The organism is Methylobacterium marchantiae (assembly GCF_042679825.1).
Classification (GTDB): Bacteria; Pseudomonadota; Alphaproteobacteria; order Rhizobiales; family Beijerinckiaceae; genus Methylobacterium; species Methylobacterium marchantiae.
Genome location: NZ_JBHTND010000001.1, coordinates 183,837 through 202,497, shown reverse-complemented (window position 1 = coordinate 202,497; position 18,661 = coordinate 183,837). Strand labels below are relative to the sequence as shown.

The window sequence follows — 18,661 nt, the reverse complement described above, 5'->3', positions numbered from 1 at the left end:
TCTCCGGCATCATGGAACGACTCGTCTCGACAGTCGGAACTGTGGCAGAAAGACTTGGCTTCTGCCAAGTGGGACTCTGCCGGACGCGACGCACCAAGTCTTTGTCCGATAACAGTCCGTATATGGGGATCGCCGCATCCGATGAAAGATCGCGGTCTCATGGCGCGTCATGTGCGGCAACGGGACCCTTTCGTGCCGGTGCGAGTTGCTCAGGCGCGTCGCCGCCCCCAACCGCGAGACGCAGCCTCTCCCTTGGCCGTTCACGGAACCGATCCACCGGATGACGAGACTCCCACCGTTCTTCCATGCACCGTTCTTCCATGACCACGGCGCGATGGGCCGCGACCTTCCGGTGTACGCTTGAGCGTCGTGCCGGACAGGAATCCGAGCCACGGTTTCACCGCCAGGACGCGCTTCGGCCTGACCCTGATCGCCGGGGGCGCCGTCGCCAACATCTACTACAACCAGCCGCTCCTCGCGGTCCTGGTCAGCGAATTCGGTGCGCGCGCCGCACTTCTCGTCCCCACGGCCTGTCTCGTGGGCTACGGCCTCGGCATCCTCGGTCTCGTCCCGCTTGGAGATGCCTGGCCGAGGCGGACGCTGATCGTGGCGCAGCTCATCGGCCTGAGCGTGGCGCTGCTCGGGGCCGCTCTTTCGCCGAATCTCACGGTCCTCACGATCGCCTGCCTCTTCATCGGGTTCCTCTCCTCTGCGGCGCAACAGGCGGTCCCCTTCGCTGCGGAACTCGCACCGGACGAGAGCCGCGGGCGAATGGTCGGGCAGGTGATGACGGGGCTCCTCACAGGCATTCTGCTCGCACGCACGGCGAGCGGCTTCGTCGGTGCGCATTTCGGCTGGCGGGCGGTGTTCTTCGCCGCCGCCTTCGTGGCTCTGGCCATCGCCGCCGTAGCGGCCGCGACCCTGCCGAAGACGAAGCAGACCAGGCCGCTGCGCTACCGTGCGCTGATGCTGTCGATCCTGCATCTGGTGAAGACCCAGCCGATCCTGCGCAATGCCAGCCTCTCGCAAGGCCTGCTGTTCGCGAGCTTCAATGCGTTCTGGGCAACGCTGGCCCTGCTGGTCGAGGCCCCGCCCTTCGATCTCACAGCCGCCGGCGCCGGCCTGTTCGGGGTGATCGGGGTCTGCGGGGCGTTCGTCGCGCCGCTCTCGGGCCGCTATACCGACCGGAAGGGTGCGCGGCCGGTGGTGGTGACCGGAGCTGCTCTCGTCCTCGCCTCGTTCCTGGTGCTTTGGCTCGGGGGTGAGGTCTCGCTGATCGCGGTGGGGATCGGCGTGCTCCTCATCGATATCGGCCTCAACGGCGCGCTCATCGCCAATCAGACGAGAGCCTATGCCCTCGTCCCCGGCGCCAGGGGACGGATCAATACCGTGCTGTTCACGGTGATGTTCGTGTTCGGTGCGCTCGGCGCCTTCGCCGGCTCCCAGGCCTTCCTCCTGGCAGGATGGCCCGGTGTCTGCGCGGTGGGCGGCGTTCTGTCGAGCGCGGGACTCCTCGTGGCGATCTTCGACCGGTCGCGGGCGGCTTCCGCCACGAAGCCCGCCTGATCAGGCGGGCTTGAGCAGCCTAGACAGGCGGCACCACTCGCCCTTGTCCGCCGGCAGGCCGAAGCGCAGCCATCGCGGGTTCGCCTCGAACCGACGCACATAGATCCCGGCTTCACCGAGGCGACGGAAAAGACCCGGCGCATCGTCGAACTCGGCCGTGCGGAACAGGCAGGTCCCGCCGACAACGCGCCCTCCCCTGCAGATCAGCAGCCGGTCGAGACGCATCGCATCGGCATGGCGCGCGATCCTCGCCTCGCGCAGCCAGGCGTCATCGACCAAGGCCGCCCGGCCGATGGCGAGGGCCGGTCCCGGCACGGCCCAGGGGCCCAGCGCTCGCGCGATCCGCAGGGCGAGAACCGGATCGGTGAGAGCGAAGCCGAGGCGGATGCCGGCGAGTCCATAGGTCTTGCCGAAGGATCGCAGCACCACCAGTCCCGTCCTCGATCGCGACGCCAGGGATTCGGCCTGTTCGAGATCGATGAAGGCCTCGTCGACGACGAGCCATCCTCCGCGCCCGGCAAGCCGTTTCGCGAGGTCGAGGAGCCGGGAAGCCTCCCAGATCCGACCGTCGGGATTGTTCGGGTTGACGACGACGACGACGTCAGCTCCCTCGGCCCCCTCCACATCGGACACCATCGCTACCGCGTGCCCACCGCGGAGCCAGGCGGCTTCGTGCTCGCCATAGGTCGGGCCGACCACGGCCACCTGCGAAGATGACCTCAGGCGCGGGAGCGTCTCGATGAGAATCTGGGTGCCGGGTGCAGCAGCGACATGGTCCGGGTCGGCGGCGCCATATGCCTTGGCGGCCGCCTCGCGCAGGGAAAGCAGATCGGCGCGGGAGGGAAGCCGCCGGAACGCGCTGGCATCGAGAAGCGGACAGGGATAGGGGACCGGGTTGATGCCGGTGGAAAGGTCGATCCAGGGCTCCTCGACATCGGGGAACAGCGCCCGGGCGGCGTCGAGATCGCCGCCATGGGCGATCGACCGGACCTGCTCGTTCGCCGCCTCGTTCCCGCTCATCGAGCCCACGTCACGCTCCCGTACACCAGCCTGGACTTGGCCCCCGAACCGATGACCTGGACCGCTCTTTCGCATCCGCCGGATACGCTCGTAGTGCTGGCCCTCGCCCTCGCCATCGAGGCAGCGGCCGGCTATCCGGACCGGCTCTACAGGGCGCTGGGCCATCCTGTCACCTGGATCGGCGCGCTGATCGGCAGTCTCGACCGGGCGCTCAACGCAGGTGGCGAAGGGCAGCGACGCGCAGCCGGAATCGCCGCCCTGCTCATCCTCCTGACGACGGTCGGGGCGATCACCATCGGAGTGACGGCGCTCGCCGCCGCCACAGGTTTTCTGCCCGCCGTTCTGTTGCTCGCCATTGTCTGCGCGACCCTGCCCGCGCAGCGCAGCCTCGATGATCACGTGGGCCGCGTCGCCTCGGCTCTCCGTGCGGAAGGTTTGGCGGGCGGACGGCGCGAGGTCTCGATGATCGTCGGCCGCAATCCGGACAGCCTCGACGAAGCCGGCATCTGCCGTGCCGCCATCGAGAGCCTGTCGGAGAACTTCTCGGACGGTATCGTGGCGCCCTCCTTCTGGATCGGGATCGGCGGATTGCCGGGAGGCGCGCTCTACAAAGCGATCAACACCGCCGACAGCATGATCGGCCACCGCACGCCCCGGCACGAATCCTACGGCTGGGCCTCTGCCCGCCTCGACGATCTCGTCAACCTGCCGGCTTCGAGGCTCTCGGCAGCGCTGATCGCTGCGGCGGCGCTCCTCCATCCCGGCGCTTCGGCCACGGAGGCGTGCCGTTCCGTATGGCGCGATGCGGGCAAGCACCGCTCACCCAATGCCGGGTGGCCCGAGGCGGCGATGGCGGGGGCGCTCGGCCTGAGGCTCGCGGGACCGCGCGTGTACGGCGCGCAGACCGTGGAGGATTCCTGGATGGGGAACGGCCGGGCCGAGGCAGGCCCGCACGATGTGGAGCTGGCGCTCGCGCTGTATCGCGTCGCTTGCGCCATCCTTTTAGGACTTGTCGCGACCGGCGCCATGATACTCAAGGTTGTTCTAATATAACCGACATCGAGCGGTTTCGAAGGGGCGAGCGAGTGATGATTCGGACTGGTTTTCTGGCGATCCTGCTGCTTCACGGAGCCGTCGCGTCGCAGGCGCTCGCGGCGGGAAGCGCCATGCGCGATCTCGTCCCGGTCGATCCGCCTTATACCGTGACGTCGGGCCTGAGCGGCAAGGACGGCAAGCCGGCCAAGGACATCAGCGGCATCGCCTGCATGCCGCCGAGGGAGGACAAGCGCCGCTGTCTCGTGGTCAACGACGAGAATACCGGCGCCCAGTTCATCACCATCGACGGGCACACGATCACGCCCGGCGCCGATATCGACATCGTCGGCGGCGGACCGAATTCGGGCACGCTCGGCACTCCACCCTCGAAGAACGGCTGTTCGGGCGGTGAAGGCAAGTTCGACGATCTCGATGGCGAAGGCGTCGCCTATGCCGCCCCGTATTTCTACGTCGTCGGCTCGCATGGCTGTTCGCGCGGCAAGGCGAAGTTCAAGCTGTCGACCTTCGTGCTGGCGCGCATCAGGGTCGATGCGAAGGGCGAACCGGAGGGGCCGGGCGCCGTTGAGACCACCTACCGCCTGGGCGACGCCCTCGGCGCGGCGGAAGCCGTGAGCGCCTACTACACCCAGGACCTCCAGACCGACGATGGCGACGCATCGCCGAACGGTCTCAACATCGAGGGCGTCGCCGTCGATGGGAAGCGCCTGTTCGCCGGCCTCCGCGCACCGTCCCGGGACGGCAAGACCTTCATCGTCGAGGCCGATGTCGATGCGTTGTTCGCGGAGGGACACGTGCCGCTCAAGGCGGCCCCGCAGGTCATCCCCCTCTCGGTCGGACGCGGCGCCGGCATCCGCGATCTCGCCATCCTGCCGGACGGCCGGCTGCTCGTCCTCACCGGACCCGCACAGGGGCAGACCGACGTACCCTACAGCCTGTTCGCCGCCGGAGCGCGGTCCAACGGCAAGATCGAGGCGATCGGACGGCTCACCGGCGCGCAGCCCGGCGCCAAGGCGGAGGGCGTCGCGGTCCTGGGGGACAAGCGAATCCTCGTGATGTTCGACAGCGTCAAGGACGGCGGACCGCTCGAATACAAACTTCCGCAATAGCCGAACTCACGCGCTCCACCTTCCGTCTTTAGGCCGGAGGCGGCGCGGCGGCGGGCGTCGATACGCCCCGCCGCGAGGCGTCCCGGTGCAGGGCCGACAGCACCACGCGCCGGACCGGCCCGCTCGATCGGGCCGCATGGCGCGCCACCCACCACAGAGCAAAGGCAGTGACCAGCCGCAGCATGATGATGATGATGAAGCTGTTGACGGTGTTCGACACCTCGAAGCTGCGCACCGTGACGACGTTCGAGGGCACCTCGAACAGGAAGTAGCCGAGGAAGAACAAGGACGCCCCGAGCCCGTAGGCACTCTCGCTCAGGGACAGGTCACCGACCATCTGGAGCTTGGCGCAGGAGATGTTCTGCCGGTCGATATCGGCGATGAGATACATCAGCCCGAGGAGCGGCGTCATACGCAGCGTCACGGTCCTGACCGTATCAAGCGCGAGGCGCCGATCGACCTGAGGGAGCGGCGGCGTCATCGGCTGTTTCCTCGACGGCTAGCCCCTCGAACGTGAGTTTCACAGGCAGAGCCTACGCCGCCGGACGGCTAGCGCGCCAGCGCGAGCAGGCGGTCGCAATCGACATGGTCCTCGAGATGTCGCGCCAGGGCGTCGAGGACGCGCTCGACCTCTCCCTCGTGGGAATGGCCGTCAGACGCCGCCCCCAGGCGCGCGAGCCAGGCGACCCGCTGGCGATCGTCGGCGAAGAGACCGTGGACGTAGGTGCCGCAGACCCGCCCGTTCTCCGACACCGCACCGTCAGTCCGTCCGTCTTCGAAACGCAGGAGCGGCGTCGCCGCGTCGGGACCCGACGTGTCGCCCACATGCATCTCGTAGCCGCTGAAAGGCAGGTCGTCGGCGAGCGTCCGGCCGCTCACTGCCTCGAGGCGCTTCAGGGGGGTCATGACCGTATCGACGTCGAGGAGCCCGAGACCGGGGACGCTGCGCGGATCTCCCTCGATCCCGTGCGGGTCGCTCACCACGCGCCCGAGCATCTGGTAGCCGCCACAGAGGCCGAGCACATGGCCGCCGCGGCGCAGATGGGCGTGGATATCCACGTCCCAGCCCTCGCGCCGCAAGGCTTCGAGATCGTCGATCGTGGTCTTCGAGCCCGGCAACAGGACGAGGGCGATGTCGCCGGGAATCGCCTCGCCTGGCCTGATCAGCACGACCTCCACCTCCGGCTCGGCCCGCAGCGGGTCGAGATCGTCGAAATTGGCGATGCGCGGCAGCACAGGCACCGCGATGCGGATGCGCGTCCGGCTGGAGGAGGCGGAGCCGGCGAGGCCGAGGGCGTCCTCGGCCGGGAGCCGAGCGGCTTCGGGGAAGTGCGGCACGAGGCCCAAGGCCGGCCATCCGGTGGCCTTCGCGACGATACGCATCCCGTCCGCGAACAAGGTGGGATCGCCGCGGAAGCGATTGACGATGAAACCGGCGATCATCGCCGCATCCTCGGCCTCGATCACCGCCCTGGTGCCGACGAGGCTGGCGATGACACCGCCCCGGTCGATGTCTCCGAGTAGGATCACGGGCGTATCGGTGGCCCGGGCAAAGCCCATATTGGCGATGTCGCCCTTGCGCAGGTTGACCTCCGAAGCCGAGCCGGCACCCTCGACGATGACGAGGTCGGCCTCAGCCTTCAGATGATCGAAACTCTCCAGAACGGAGGCCAGCAGCCTCGGCTTCCAGGCCTGAAAGTCCCTCGCCTTCGCCGTTCCGACCATGCGGCCCTGAACCACGACCTGCGAGCCGGTCTCGCTCTGGGGCTTCAGCAGGACTGGGTTCATGTGGATGGAGGGCGCCACGCGGGAAGCCCGCGCCTGCAAGGCCTGCGCCCGGCCGATCTCGCCGCCATCGGCGGTGACGGCGGCATTGTTCGACATGTTCTGCGGCTTGAACGGCCGCACCGTCAGCCCGCGTTGCGTGAAGGCCCGGCACAGGCCCGCGACGATCAGCGACTTGCCGACATCCGAGCCGGTGCCCTGGATCATGAAGGCGCGGGCGGTCATGCGTTCAGATCGGGTCCGGCGAGAGGGAAGGCGTCGCGAGCCCTATCACGGTCGTGACGGCGAGGCACAGGCAGGATCGTCAGGCCGCGCGGCCCGGCGGAAATCGAGGATGGCGGCAGCGTAGGTTTCCACCACCTCCGAGAACGGCACCCGCTCCGCCGTGAACAGGACGGCGCGATGGCTGAAGAGGCGGTCGGGAATCGCGAGGGTACCGCATGCGGATGCGGGTGGAGCCGCCTGGTCCCATCCGGGCGGGAGGGGATGCCACAGGATGTCCGCGCCGATCGTCTGGCGCGTGGCTCCCAGCGCCTGGACCGCCCTGCCGAAGGGCGTGTCGGTCGTCTCGAGGAGGCGGTTCATCTCAGGCGTCAGCCGCTCGGGCACATACCAGTTGTCGGCTTCCGACAGGACGTGGTCGCCGCAGGCGAGCCGGACGCGGCGATACTTCAGGACAGTCTCCGGTCCGGCCGCAAGTCGCCGTCGCGTCTCCTCGGAGGCGGGCTTGTCCACGTCTCGCAGGAGGGTCGCTGCGAGTCGTGGCGTCGGCGCCATGCCGTGCTCGGAACACCAGCCTTCCAGCGTCGCCGTGGCGCTGCGACTCGCCAGAAGCCTCGCGTTGAGCCCCTCCATCACCGCGAGCGCCTCGACGCGACCGAGATAGGTGTCGGGCCATGAGGGGACGGACTCGGAGCGAACCTGCTGAACGCCACTCATGACCAACAGTCCGAGCGCAACGAAGAACACCCGCATCAGAACTCGATCCCCTCCTGCGCCTTCACGCCCGCGGAGAAGTGGTGTTTGACGCTGCCCATCTCGGTGACGAGGTCGGCGGCCTCGACGAGGGCCGGCTTTGCGTTGCGGCCGGTGACGATGACGTGGAGGTCGGACCGGCGCGCGCGGAAGGCGGCGACCACTGCGTCGATGGGCAGGTAGTCGTAGCGGAGCGCGATGTTGAGTTCGTCGAGGAGGACGAGGCGAATGGTCGGGTCGGCCATCAGCTCCTCGGCCTTGGCCCAGGCCTGCTCCGCGGCGGCGATGTCGCGGGCCTTGTCCTGGGTCTCCCAGGTGAAGCCCTCGCCGAGCGTATGCCACTCGATCCGGTCGCCGAAAGCCTTCAGCGCGTGTTTCTCGCCGGTGTCCCAGGCGCCCTTGATGAACTGGACCACGCCCACCCGCCAGCCATGGCCGAGCGCTCGCAGGACGAGGCCGAGTCCCGCCGTGGTCTTGCCCTTGCCAGGGCCGGTATTGACGATGAGGAGCCCTTTCTCGATCGTCTTCTCCGCGACCTCCGCGTCCTGAACGGCCTTGCGCTTCTCCATCTTCTCGCGGTGACGGTCGGCCTCCGCATCGCTCATGTCCGCGTCGTTCATGCGCTCGCTCCCGGTTGGGGTTTCACGATCATCGGCAGCCCCGCCACCATGAACACCACATGGTCGGCCCGCGCGGCGAGGCGCTGGTGCAAACGCCCCGCCGCGTCGCGGAAGCGACGGGCCAGCGCGTTGTCCGGCACGATGCCGAGCCCGACCTCGTTGCCGACCAGCACCACCGGCCCCGGCGTCCGATCGAACGCCTCGATCAGGGCCGCGGTCGCTACCTCGCTGTCAGCCTCGGACAGGATCAAATTGGTCAGCCAGAGGGTCAGGCAATCGACCAGCACCGGCCCGGTCGATGCGGCGACGGCCTCGGCCAGGTCGACGGGCACGTCCCGCGTGATCCATCCGGCCGATCGGCGAGATCTGTGAAGGGCGATGCGCTCCCGCATCTCGTCGTCCCAGGCCTGTGCGGTGGCGAGGTAGAGCCAGGGTGCAGGGCAGGATTCGATCAGCCGCTCGGCGTGGAGGCTCTTGCCGGAACGGGCGCCGCCGAGCACCAGAGTCAGTCGGGGAGGAAGCTGCCGCATGGCTCCCTTTAGCGCGAAATCACGGCGCGTGGTCAAAGCCGTTAAAACGTCCTGACGGCGCGTTGTCAGCGCTCGCGCGAGCGCGTAGAAGCGAGGTTCGGACGGTGCCCCGGCGACGGGGTGAAAAGGGAATGCGGTGAGGGCTCGCGCCTGAAACCGCAGCTGCCCCCGCAACTGTGAGCGGAGACGGGCCTGCCATCGGCCACTGGAGCGATCCGGGAAGGCGGCAGGAACGGACGACCCGCGAGCCAGGAGACCTGCCTTCCGAAGGGGACATCTGTCCTCCCGCTCGATTCTCGAACGCCGCCGGCGGGGCGGCCGGAGACATGACACGATGACGACCAACACCCTCGTCCTGACCGGCATCCGCAGCAACGAGCGCCTCGGCGCGGTGCTCATGGCCGCTTTCCTCGGCCTCGGCCTCGTTTTCATGGCCGGCTTCGCTCCGGCGATGGCGCTGCACAACGCAGCCCACGATTTCCGGCACGCCCAGAACTTCCCCTGCCACTGACCGCCTCGCGCTCAGGCAGGACCCACCTCATGATTATCCGGCTCGTGTCGGCGGCCCTGGTCGCCGGCTTCCTCGCGGCTGTGGTCGCGACGGGACTTCAGCTCGCCCTCACCTCGCCGCTGATCATCGCGGCGGAGCGCTACGAGAGCGGTGAAGCCACCGCACCGGCGGCGCACTGGATGCCGCGCGACGCGTCTCCGGCCTCCCTCATCATCCGCGCGCATTCGAGCCACGAGCATGGCGGAAAAACGGAAGGTGTCGAAGGCGGCGAGGTCGCTCCGGCTTGGCAGCCGGGCCCCGGCCTCCCGCGCATGGCCTTCACGGCCCTCGCCACCCTCGTCGGCGGCGTCGGCTATGCGCTGCTTCTCGGCGCGGCGCTGATCGCCTGCGGACGCGAACCGAACCCGGAAATAGGCCTGCGCTTCGCCATCGCCGGCTTCCTCGCCGTCGCCCTTGCACCGGCACTCGGCCTGCCTCCCGAGCTTCCCGGCATGGAGGCGGCCCCGCTGGCCGAACGCCAGTTCTGGTGGATCATGACCGCGGCGGCCACCGCCATGGGGCTGTACCTCATCGCGATCCGCCGGTCCTCCATCGCCATCGCAGGCGGCATCGTGCTGCTCGTGGCGCCCCATCTGGCCGGCGCGCCGGAGACCAGCCACACCGCCTCCGCCCTGCCGCCAGGCTATGCGGCACAGTTCGCCGCGCGCTCGCTCGGCATCGCTTTCGTGTTCTGGGCAGTGATCGGCCTGGCTTTCGGGTGGGCGTGGAACAGCTTCGGGCGGAAGATCGCGGTGGCGTCCCGTGCCTGACGACGGCACCGCAAACGGCGTCGGGGCCGGCGATCCCGTCGTCCTCTACGTCTGCGCCACCTGTCGCGCTGCAGGTGATCCGTCCGAGCCTCGTGCCGGCGCGCTGCTGCTGTCGGCCCTGAGGGAAGCGGTCGCGGAGACCGTTTCATCAAACGTCAGGGTAGAGAGCACGGAATGTCTCTCGGTCTGCAAACGCCCCTGCACCGTCGCCGTGGCCTCCGAAGGCCGCTGGACCTACGTCTACGGCGATCTCGACCCTATCGAATCCGCCAGGACCATCCTCGCGGGCATCGGCCTGTATGCGGAGACCCCGGACGGCATCGTGCCCTGGAAGGCACGGCCGGAGGCGTTCCGCAAAGGCGTCGTCGCCCGCATCCCCCCGTTTCCCCCGCGTCACGCGGTCAGAATTCCGGACGCCGCCGAATGAGCATCGTCGAGAAGATCCCCTGCACCATCGTCACCGGCTTCCTCGGAGCCGGGAAGACGACCCTCGTGCGCCACCTCGTGGAGAATGCCGGCGGACGGCGGCTGGCCATCATCGTCAACGAATTCGGCGATATCGGCTTCGACGGGTCGTTCCTCGCGGCCTGCGGCATCGAGGGCTGCCAGGACGAGGACATCGTCGAGCTCGCAAACGGTTGCATCTGCTGCACCGTGGCCGACGATTTCGTTCCGGCCCTCAACAAGCTCCTCGACCGGGCCGACCCGCCCGAGCACATCCTGATCGAGACGTCGGGCCTTGCCCTGCCGAAGCCCCTGGTCCAGGCCTTCCACTGGCCGGCGATCCGTTCGCGGGTGACGGTGGACGGGGTCATCGCGGTGATCGACGGCCCTGCCGTCGCCGCCGGTTTCTTCGCCGACGATCCGGCGGCCCTCGCCGCCCAGCGCGCGGATGATGCCAGCGTCGACCACGACAACCCGTTGGAAGAGGTATTCGAGGACCAGCTCCTCTGCGCCGACCTCCTCGTGATGAACAAGGCCGACCTCCTCGACGAGGCCGGCAAGGCCAAGGTCCGTGCCGAAGTCGAGCGCCAATTGCCCCGCGCGGTGAAGATGGTCGAATCCGAGCATGGTCGCCTCGATCCGCGCGTGATCCTCGGCCTCGGCGCCGCAGCCGAGGACGACCTCGACGCCCGCCCCTCGCATCACGGCGAAGGGGAAGACCACGATCACGACGATTTCGATTCCGTGGCGATCCCGGTTTCGTCCACCGCCAGTGCCGAAGATCTCGCCGCCCGCGTGGCCCGTGCCGCCGAGACGAAGGGCGTGCTGCGGATCAAGGGCTTCGCCGAGGTCACCGGCAAGCCGATGCGTCTCGTGGTCCAGGGTGTCGGCGCACGCATCGCCCATCATTACGACCGCCCATGGCGGGCAAGCGAGAACCGGGACGGCCGCCTCGTCGTGATCGGGCTCAAAGGCTTCGATCAGGCGGCGGTGGCATCCGCCCTGGCGGGATGAGGCCGCTCATGCGCCTGCGCGAACGAGCGTCACTGCGCCCTTCGTGGCGCGCGGCGGCGTTGGTTTTGGGCCCTGCCGACCCCATCCAGGCTAGCGGCTGTTCCGGCAGGCGCCCTCGCCCCGAGGCGCCGGCGCCTGCAAGCGCCGCGCGGCGCCCGCCATGCATCTGATTCGCGTCGACACGGTCAGCCTCGACGAGGGCGAGGCCGCCATCGATCTGGGCCAGGCGCCCGGGGACATCGTGTTCCTGTCCTTCACCGATTCCGACCTATCGGGGCTGGCCGGCGCCCACGCGGCCGAGCGGGACGCGGCCGGGGACGGTTTCCCGACCCTGCGCCTCACCAAACTCGCGCGGCTGCGACACCCGATGTCCGTCGATCTCTACGTGGACGGCGTCATCGCGCGCTCGAAGATCGTCGTCATCCGCTGTCTGGGCGGCCTCGATTACTGGCGCTACGGCATCGAGCGGGCCGCCACGGCGGCCCGTGCCGGCGGCGTCAAGCTCGTGGTGATTCCCGGCTGCGACAAGCCGGATCCGCGCCTCACCGCCTATTCCACGGTCCCGTCCGATCTCGTCGAGACGCTTGAGAAGTACTGCCGCGCCGGGGGAACCGACAACCTGCGCCAGATGCTCCGGCGGCTGGCGCAGGAGATCGGATATGGCCTCGATGCGGCGCCCCCGATCGCCCTGCCGAGGGGCTTCGCCTGGTGCTCCGGCTGCGGCCCTGTATCCGCGGAGATCGCGCTCGCGGCCGCTGGATTGCATCGCCCTCTCGCCCTTCTCCTCGTCTACCGTTCGGCCGTGCTCGGCGGCGACACAAGACCGATGGTAGAAGTGGCCGCCGCGCTCGGAGAGCGCGGCATCGGAACAGTCACCATGGCGGTGGCGAGCCTGAAGGACCCGGCCGCCCTCGACGTCGTGCGAGGCTCGATCGCGTCGCGCCGGCCCGACATCGTCATCGCGGCCACAGCCTTCTCGGCGCGCGAGGATACCAGCTTCGTCCTCGACGCCGTCGACGTTCCCATCCTCCAGGCCTTCACCATCGGTGCGGCGAAGAACGCCTGGGAGGCCTCGGCGCGGGGCATGAACGCCGCCGACCTCGCCATGCAGGTGGCTCTTCCGGAGTTCGACGGGCGCCTCGCGGGCTTCCCGATCTCGTTCAAGGAGGACGGGCCGGAGACCGACGGCTTCAGCGAACGCCGCGCCGTCCCCTTTCCCGCCGGGATCGCGGCCCTGGCCGACCGCGCCTCTGCCTGGATCGCGCTGAAGCACCGCCCGCGAAGCGAGCGCCGCCTTGCCCTCGTCCTGTCCGACTATCCTGCCCGAGGCGGGCGGGCAGGCTTCGCCGTGGGGCTCGACACGCCGGCGAGCGCACGAGCCATCGCGGAGGTGCTGCGGCACGCCGGATATGCGGTCGGAAACCTGCCGGAGCCGGATGTGCTGATGCGCGGGCTGACGAAGGAAGCGCCGACTTTCGCCGTGCCGCTCGTCGCCTATCGCGGCTGGCTCGCCACGCTGTCGCAGGAGGAGCGCGACACGCTCGAGCAGCGCTGGGGGAAGCCGGAATCCGACCCTTTCTGCGTCGAGGGGGCGTTCCGCTTCGCGATGGTGCTCACCGGCTCTCCCTGTTGTTCAAGATCGCATCCCGAGGTGACGGCGCACGGCGCCGGCCTCGGAGGCCTCGCCGTCTTCCTCCAGCCCGACCGCGGCCGGGCTGCCGACCGGAAGGCGGGCTATCACGATCCCGACGAGCCGCCGACCCATGCCTATCTCGCCTTCCATCTCGGATTGCGCCAGCGATTCGACGCACTGATCCATCTCGGTACCCACGGCACCACCGAGTGGTTGCCGGGCAAGGCGGTGGCACTGTCGCCGACATGCTGGCCGGCGCGGGCGATCGGGCACCTCCCCGTGATCTACCCGTTCATCGTCGACGATCCCGGCGAGGCGGCTCCGGTGAAGCGCCGGCTCGGCGGCATCGCCCTCGGCCACCTGACGCCGCAGACCGAATGCGCCGGGCTGACGCCCGAAGCGGCCCGCCTGCGCGAACTCGTGGAGGAATATTCCTCGGCGAGCGTGCTCGATCCCCGCCGGGCCGAGATCATCGCCCGCGCGATCCTCGACGACGCACGCGATGCCGGCCTGCTCTCGGGCGCCGGAATCGACGCGGACACGCCGATGGCCGACGCTCTCACCGCCCTCGACGCCCATCTGTGCGATCTCGGCGAAGTGACCACCCGCGACGGGCTGCACGTCTTCGGCGATGCCCCCGACGATGCACCAGACAGCGTGAGGGCCTGCGCGGCGGGCGAGCGGGCGGGGCTGCTCGCGGCCCTCGACGGGCGCTTCGTTCCTCCCGGCCCCGCCGGGTCGCCCTCGCGCGGGCGCACCGACGTGATGCCCACCGGGCGCAACCTCACGACCCTCGATCCGCGCAGCCTGCCGACGCGGGCCGCCGCCCTGCTCGGAGCCAGGGCCGCCGACGCCGTTGTGCGGCGCTATCTTCAGGACGAGGGCGAGTATCCGGCCCGCATCGTCATGGATCTCTGGGCCTCGCCGACCCTGCGCACCGGCGGCGAGGACGTGGCCCACGCCCTCGCGCTGATGGGCGTCCGCCCGACCTGGGACCACGCCTCCACCCGCGTCACCGGTTTCGAGGTGCTGCCCCTCGCCCTTCTCGACCGGCCCCGGATCGACGTGACCATGCGGGTCTCCGGCGCGTTCCGCGACACGTTCCCCGAGACCCTGTCGCTCCTCGCCCGCGCCGCCGACGCCGTGGCCGGACGCGACGAGGAGGATGCGGAGAACCCGCTCGCCGCCGCGCGCCGCCGGGGCGAGGCCTCGGCCCGCGTCTACGGTGCCGCACCCGGCCGTTACGGAGCCGGCGCCGGCGAACTCGCCCTCGACGGGCAATGGCAGAGTCGCGAAGAACTCGGCCGAGCCTATCTCGATGCCACCTCGCATGCCTATGGCGGCCAGCAGGATGCGGCGGATGCCGGCTTCACCGCCCGCGTCGCGCAGGCCGACGCCTATGTCCACGCCTTCGACGTCGCCGAACGCGATCTCCTCGACGGCGACGCCGCAGTGGAGGCCATGGGCGGGTTCGCCTCGGCCGCCGCCCTCACCGGCGCAGTACCCGCGCTCTACAGCCTCGACGTGGCCGACCCCGAGACCCCGAAAGCCCGGACCGCCCGCGAGGATGCCGCCCGGCTCATCGGCGCCAAACTCTCCAATCCGCGCTGGATCGCGGCGCAGCTGCGCCACGGCTATCGCGGCGCGCAAGAACTGGCGCAGGGGATCGATGCGGTGTTCGTGCTCGCCGCCACCACCGATGCCGTCTCCGACGCGGATCTCGACCGGCTCTACGGCGCGATGATCGCCGACCTCGACACGTTCGACGTCCTGCGCGCGGCCAATCCGGATGCGGCCCGCGCCATCCTCGAGCGGTTCGACGATGCCCGCCGCCGCGGCCTCTGGACCACCCGCCGCAACGCCATGGCCGCCGACGAACTGATGCCGGAGGCCGCCGAATGAGCGCCCCGCGCCGCGTCTTGCCAGAACCGTCGCGCCGGGGCTGGTGCCCAAGCCTGGCCCGCCCGATGCCCACCGGCGACGGACTGCTCGCCCGCATCCACCCGCCGCTGGGAATCCTCTCCCCGGCGCAGGCACGTGCGATCGCCGACGGGGCCCGGCGCCACGGCAACGGCCATATCGACGTCACAGCGCGGGCGAACCTGCAGATCAGGGGCGTCTCAGACGAGACCGCCGAGCCGCTCTCTCGCTGGCTCGACGGCGCCGGCCTCGGCGATGTCCGCGACGATGGCGGCCCGCAGCGCCTGACCCTGACCGCGCCGCTGGCGCCGCCCGAGGTGATGGCACTCGCGGCGACGATTGAAGCGATCGGCCTCGGCATCCCCGGACTGCCGGCCAAAACCATCGTCATCGTCACATCGGCCATCCCCGGCATCTTCCCCGGACGGGCGGAGCACGAGCGGAGCCCAGTCGAAGAGGTCTCGCAGCGTCGATGTTCGGGCGCCATGGTTCAGGAGCCGCTGGCGCGGCCCATTCTCGCCTTGGATCCCGGATCGTCCTCCGCTCACGCTGCGAATGTCCGGGAAGGGGGAGCCGGCCTGTCAGAGACGGAAGCCGACCTTCGCGTGGTGGTCGTGGCCCCCGGCCGGGTCGCGCTCGCCCTTGCCGATTCGGAATGGTTCGCCGAAATCGATGCGGATCGCGTACCAGACGTCGTCGCGGGGACATTGCATGCGCTCGTAGGAAGCGGCCAGCGGCGGATGCGGGACATCCCGGCTGAGGAGCGAGCGAAGCTCGCCGCTTCCCTGGGCCTGCAGCCGGGACCGATGTCCCTGCCGGCACGGTCGCCATCCGCCGGCCTCACGCCGTTGTCCGACGGACGAACCGCCATCCTCCTCGACGCACCGTTCGGCCGACTCACGGCGAGCGCCCTCGATCGCCTCGCAGATCGTGCGGAGGCAATGGGAAGCGACATCCATCTCGCACCGTCCCGTGGCTTCGCCCTCGTCGCGTCGGATGGGGCAGCGGCCCGTGGTGCCCGCGACGCCCTCGCCTTCCTCTTCATCACCGAGCCCGACGATCCGCGCGGGAGCATCGCCGCCTGCCCCGGCGCGCCGGCATGCGCTTCCGGATCGACTCCGACCCTCGTCGACGCGGCCCGGCTGGCACAGGCCTTCCGGCCCTTCGCGGCGATGGGCCTCTCGGCTCATGTGTCCGGCTGCGCGAAAGGCTGCGCCCATCCGGGTGCCGCATCGCTCACCCTCGTCGGGCGCGACGGCCTCTATGGCATCGTCATCGGCGGCCGACCCGATACGTTGCCGGCGACGCTCCTCACTTTCGACGCGGCGCTGGAGCGGGTAAGGAGAGCCGATCCGACCCATCACGGCAACCTCGCCGACGCCCTAGCCCACGCTTTCAGGACACCGACATGAGTTCGCGCCTCGACTATCTGCGCGACGGCCAGGCGATCTACGCCCAGTCTTTCGCCATGATCCGCGCCGAGGCCGACCTCGCCCGCTTCACCGGCACCGCCGAGCGCGTCGTCGTGCGGATGATCCACGCCTGCGGCATGACCGACCTGCCGAAGGACGTGGAGGCCTCCGAGGATTTCGCGAGCCGTGGCGAGGCCGCGCTGAAGGCCGGCGCGCCGATCCTGTGCGACGTCCGCATGGTCGCCGACGGAGTCACCCGCTCGCGCCTGCCCGCCGACAACCGGGTGATCTGCACTCTCACCGATCCGCGCGTGCCGGGGCTCGCCGCCGAGATGGGCACCACCCGCACGGCTGCCGCCATGGAACTCTGGCGCGAGCACCTGCCTGGCAGCATCGTCGCCGTCGGCAACGCGCCGACCGCCCTGTTCCGTCTCCTCGAACTTCTCGACGAGGGCATCGCCCCTCCGGCGGCGGTGATCGGCATTCCCGTGGGATTCGTGGGTGCGGCGGAATCCAAGGAGGCCCTCGCCCGCGACGGCCGCGTGCCCTTCATCGTCGTCCACGGTCGGCGGGGCGGCAGCGCCATGACCGCATCGGCGATCAACGCACTCGCCAACGAGATCGAGTGATGGATTCGAGCGAGCGGATTCCTCCCGCCGAGCTGGCGGACTTCACCGAGATCCCGCGAACGGTCACCACCGGAACGCTCTACGGCGTCGGCATGGGACCGGGCGATCCGGACTACCTGACCGTTCGCGCCATGAAGGTCCTCGCCGAGGCGCCAGTCCTGGTCCACTTCTGCAAGAAGGGCCGGCGCGGCAATTCGCGGACCATCGCCGACGCCGTGATGTGCGACCCCGCCCGCGAGTTGGCCCTGGTCTATCCCTACACCACAGAACTGCACCCGGAGCACCCGGACTACGTCTCGGCGCTGGCAGCCTTCTACGACGACGCGGCGAGCCGGCTTGCCGACCATCTCGGAGCCGGGCGTGACGTGGCGATCCTGTCGGAGGGTGACCCGTTCTTCTACGGCTCGTTCATGCATCTGTGGCGGCGCCTGAAGGACCATTTCCCAGTGGAGGTGGTACCCGGCGTTACCGGCATGTCCGGGTGCTGGACGCGGGCCGGCACGCCGATCACCTGGGGTGACGACGTGCTGACGATCCTGCCGGCGACCCTCGGCCATGAAGCCCTGGTGGAGCGGCTGCGCATCACCGATGCCGCCGTCATCATGAAGCTCGGGCGGCACCTGCCGAAGGTCCGCATGGCATTGGCCGAGACCGGGCTGCTCGACCGCGCCGTATACGTGGAGCGGGGCACGATGGCCGGCGAGAAAGTCATCGCATTGGCCGACAAGCCGGATGATGCGGCACCCTACTTCTCCATGGTGCTGGTGCCCGGCGAGGGACGCCGTCCGTGACAGGCTCCGTCACGGTGATCGGCCTGGGCCCCGGCGATCCGCGCCTTCTGACGCAGGCGGCGAGCGAGGCCCTGGCGCAGGCGCAGGACCTCATCGGTTACATTCCCTACGTTGCCCGCGTGCCCGACCGACCGGGGTTGACCAAGCACGCCACCGACAACCGCGTCGAGATCGACCGCGCCGGCCATGCCCTGGCGCTCGCCGCCTCAGGTCGCCGGGTCGCGGTGGTGTCGGGGGGCGATCCCGGCGTCTTCGCCATGGCGGCCGCGATTTTCGAGGCGGTGGAGAACGGCGCCCCGGAATGGCGCCATCTCGCCATCACCGTTGAGCCCGGCATCACGGCGATGCTTGCGGCAGCGGCCCGCCTCGGCGCCCCTCTCGGTGGGGATTTCTGCGCCATGTCCCTGTCCGACAACCTCAAGCCCTGGGAGGTCATCACCGCGAGGCTCGAGGCGGTCCTGCGAGTGGATTTCGTGATCTCGCTCTACAACCCGATCTCCTCGGCCCGGCCTTGGCAGCTCGGCGCGGCCCTCGGCCTCGCCGCCGAGCATCGTTCGCCCGAGACGCCGGTGGTCTTCGCCCGCGCCGTCTCGCGCCCGGACGAGGCGATCCGAGTGCTGACATTGGCGCAGGCACGGGAAACTACGGCCGACATGGCGACGATGGTGATCATCGGCGCCTCCGGTACCCGGTTGATCCCGCGCGGCGACGGCGCGGCCCCCTTCGTCTACACCCCGCGCAGCGTGCCGGCGTGAGAATGGGCCTCGCGGTGCCGACCTCGTCTCCCCCATCCGCGGACCTCATCCTGAGGTGCCTGCGCAGCGGGCCTCAGGATGAGGG

At 69.6% G+C, this 18,661-nt stretch carries 17 protein-coding genes, 1 pseudogene and 1 riboswitch; of the genes and pseudogenes, 12 read left to right on the top strand and 6 right to left on the bottom strand.

The genetic code is table 11. From position 1 onward, the window contains the following. Window positions 1-369: 369 nt before the first annotated feature. The gene (locus tag ACFQ4G_RS00970) at window positions 370-1,566 is read left to right on the top strand and encodes an MFS transporter (protein WP_238207064.1); all 1,197 of its coding nucleotides are present in this window, start codon (window positions 370-372) and stop codon (window positions 1,564-1,566) included. Here the strand turns inward: ACFQ4G_RS00970 and cobD are convergent, their stop codons facing one another. Further along, window positions 1,567-2,586, bottom strand: a complete 1,020-nt coding sequence (gene cobD / locus ACFQ4G_RS00965; RefSeq protein WP_238206983.1) for a threonine-phosphate decarboxylase CobD — start codon at window positions 2,584-2,586, stop codon at window positions 1,567-1,569. Between the two features lie 51 nt (window positions 2,587-2,637). On the opposite strand from cobD, the gene cbiB reads away from it, so the two are divergent. Both cbiB and ACFQ4G_RS00955 read left to right on the top strand, forming a co-directional pair. Next, window positions 2,638-3,639 carry an adenosylcobinamide-phosphate synthase CbiB gene (cbiB, locus tag ACFQ4G_RS00960; protein WP_238206986.1) on the top strand — a complete coding sequence of 334 codons (1,002 nt, stop codon included), beginning with the start codon at window positions 2,638-2,640 and terminating at the stop codon, window positions 3,637-3,639. A 35-nt stretch (window positions 3,640-3,674) separates the two neighbouring features. Continuing rightward, window positions 3,675-4,748, top strand: coding sequence for a DUF3616 domain-containing protein (locus ACFQ4G_RS00955; RefSeq protein WP_238206988.1), 1,074 nt, complete (start codon window positions 3,675-3,677; stop codon window positions 4,746-4,748). A 229-nt stretch (window positions 4,749-4,977) separates the two neighbouring features. Here ACFQ4G_RS00955 and ACFQ4G_RS00950 read toward each other — a convergent pair. The 5 genes and pseudogenes from ACFQ4G_RS00950 to cobU form a co-directional block, all read right to left on the bottom strand. Next, a pseudogene (locus ACFQ4G_RS00950) lies at window positions 4,978-5,160 on the bottom strand (MFS transporter); the annotation flags it as partial. A gap of 137 nt (window positions 5,161-5,297) precedes the next feature. Further along, window positions 5,298-6,758, bottom strand: coding sequence for a cobyric acid synthase (locus tag ACFQ4G_RS00945; protein ID WP_238206990.1), 1,461 nt, complete (start codon window positions 6,756-6,758; stop codon window positions 5,298-5,300). Between the two features lie 45 nt (window positions 6,759-6,803). Next, window positions 6,804-7,472, bottom strand: coding sequence for a hypothetical protein (locus ACFQ4G_RS00940; protein ID WP_238206992.1), 669 nt, complete (start codon window positions 7,470-7,472; stop codon window positions 6,804-6,806). Window positions 7,473-7,507: 35 nt separating this feature from the next. Continuing rightward, entirely contained in the window at window positions 7,508-8,113 is a 606-nt protein-coding gene (gene cobO, locus ACFQ4G_RS00935; RefSeq protein WP_238207066.1) for a cob(I)yrinic acid a,c-diamide adenosyltransferase, read from the bottom strand. Window positions 8,114-8,124: 11 nt separating this feature from the next. Further along, window positions 8,125-8,658: a bifunctional adenosylcobinamide kinase/adenosylcobinamide-phosphate guanylyltransferase gene (gene cobU / locus ACFQ4G_RS00930; RefSeq protein ID WP_238206994.1), complete on the bottom strand. Its 534-nt coding sequence runs from the start codon at window positions 8,656-8,658 to the stop codon at window positions 8,125-8,127. A gap of 85 nt (window positions 8,659-8,743) precedes the next feature. After that, a riboswitch (cobalamin riboswitch) is annotated at window positions 8,744-8,937 on the top strand. 55 nt (window positions 8,938-8,992) lie between these two features. Between cobU and ACFQ4G_RS00925 the strand changes: the two genes are divergently transcribed. The 9 genes from ACFQ4G_RS00925 to cobJ all read left to right on the top strand — a co-directional run bounded on the left by ACFQ4G_RS00925 (window position 8,993) and on the right by cobJ (window position 18,576). Beyond that, the gene (locus tag ACFQ4G_RS00925; protein ID WP_238206996.1) at window positions 8,993-9,169 is read left to right on the top strand and encodes a CbtB domain-containing protein; all 177 of its coding nucleotides are present in this window, start codon (window positions 8,993-8,995) and stop codon (window positions 9,167-9,169) included. A 29-nt stretch (window positions 9,170-9,198) separates the two neighbouring features. Further along, complete coding sequence (locus tag ACFQ4G_RS00920) at window positions 9,199-9,978, top strand: CbtA family protein (protein ID WP_238206998.1); 780 nt, start codon at window positions 9,199-9,201, stop codon at window positions 9,976-9,978. Continuing rightward, a complete protein-coding gene (locus ACFQ4G_RS00915; RefSeq protein ID WP_238206999.1) occupies window positions 9,971-10,405 on the top strand; it encodes a DUF1636 family protein in 435 nt (144 codons plus the stop codon). Before ACFQ4G_RS00920 ends, ACFQ4G_RS00915 begins: the two co-directional genes overlap by 8 nt. Then, window positions 10,402-11,436 (top strand): cobalamin biosynthesis protein CobW, encoded by a 1,035-nt coding sequence (gene cobW / locus ACFQ4G_RS00910; protein WP_238207000.1) that lies wholly within the window; start codon window positions 10,402-10,404, stop codon window positions 11,434-11,436. Before ACFQ4G_RS00915 ends, cobW begins: the two co-directional genes overlap by 4 nt. 160 nt (window positions 11,437-11,596) lie before the next feature. Further along, window positions 11,597-14,971 (top strand): cobaltochelatase subunit CobN, encoded by a 3,375-nt coding sequence (gene cobN, locus ACFQ4G_RS00905; RefSeq protein WP_238207001.1) that lies wholly within the window; start codon window positions 11,597-11,599, stop codon window positions 14,969-14,971. After that, window positions 14,968-16,401, top strand: a complete 1,434-nt coding sequence (locus ACFQ4G_RS00900; RefSeq protein WP_238207002.1) for a hypothetical protein — start codon at window positions 14,968-14,970, stop codon at window positions 16,399-16,401. Before cobN ends, ACFQ4G_RS00900 begins: the two co-directional genes overlap by 4 nt. Further along, window positions 16,398-17,030 (top strand): precorrin-8X methylmutase, encoded by a 633-nt coding sequence (locus ACFQ4G_RS00895; RefSeq protein ID WP_238207003.1) that lies wholly within the window; start codon window positions 16,398-16,400, stop codon window positions 17,028-17,030. Before ACFQ4G_RS00900 ends, ACFQ4G_RS00895 begins: the two co-directional genes overlap by 4 nt. Continuing rightward, window positions 17,030-17,821, top strand: coding sequence for a precorrin-2 C(20)-methyltransferase (locus ACFQ4G_RS00890; protein ID WP_379039504.1), 792 nt, complete (start codon window positions 17,030-17,032; stop codon window positions 17,819-17,821). The genes ACFQ4G_RS00895 and ACFQ4G_RS00890 overlap by 1 nt, the downstream gene beginning before the upstream one ends. Then, window positions 17,818-18,576: a precorrin-3B C(17)-methyltransferase gene (gene cobJ / locus ACFQ4G_RS00885; RefSeq protein WP_238207004.1), complete on the top strand. Its 759-nt coding sequence runs from the start codon at window positions 17,818-17,820 to the stop codon at window positions 18,574-18,576. The genes ACFQ4G_RS00890 and cobJ overlap by 4 nt, the downstream gene beginning before the upstream one ends. The last annotated feature ends 85 nt before the right edge of the window (window positions 18,577-18,661 follow it).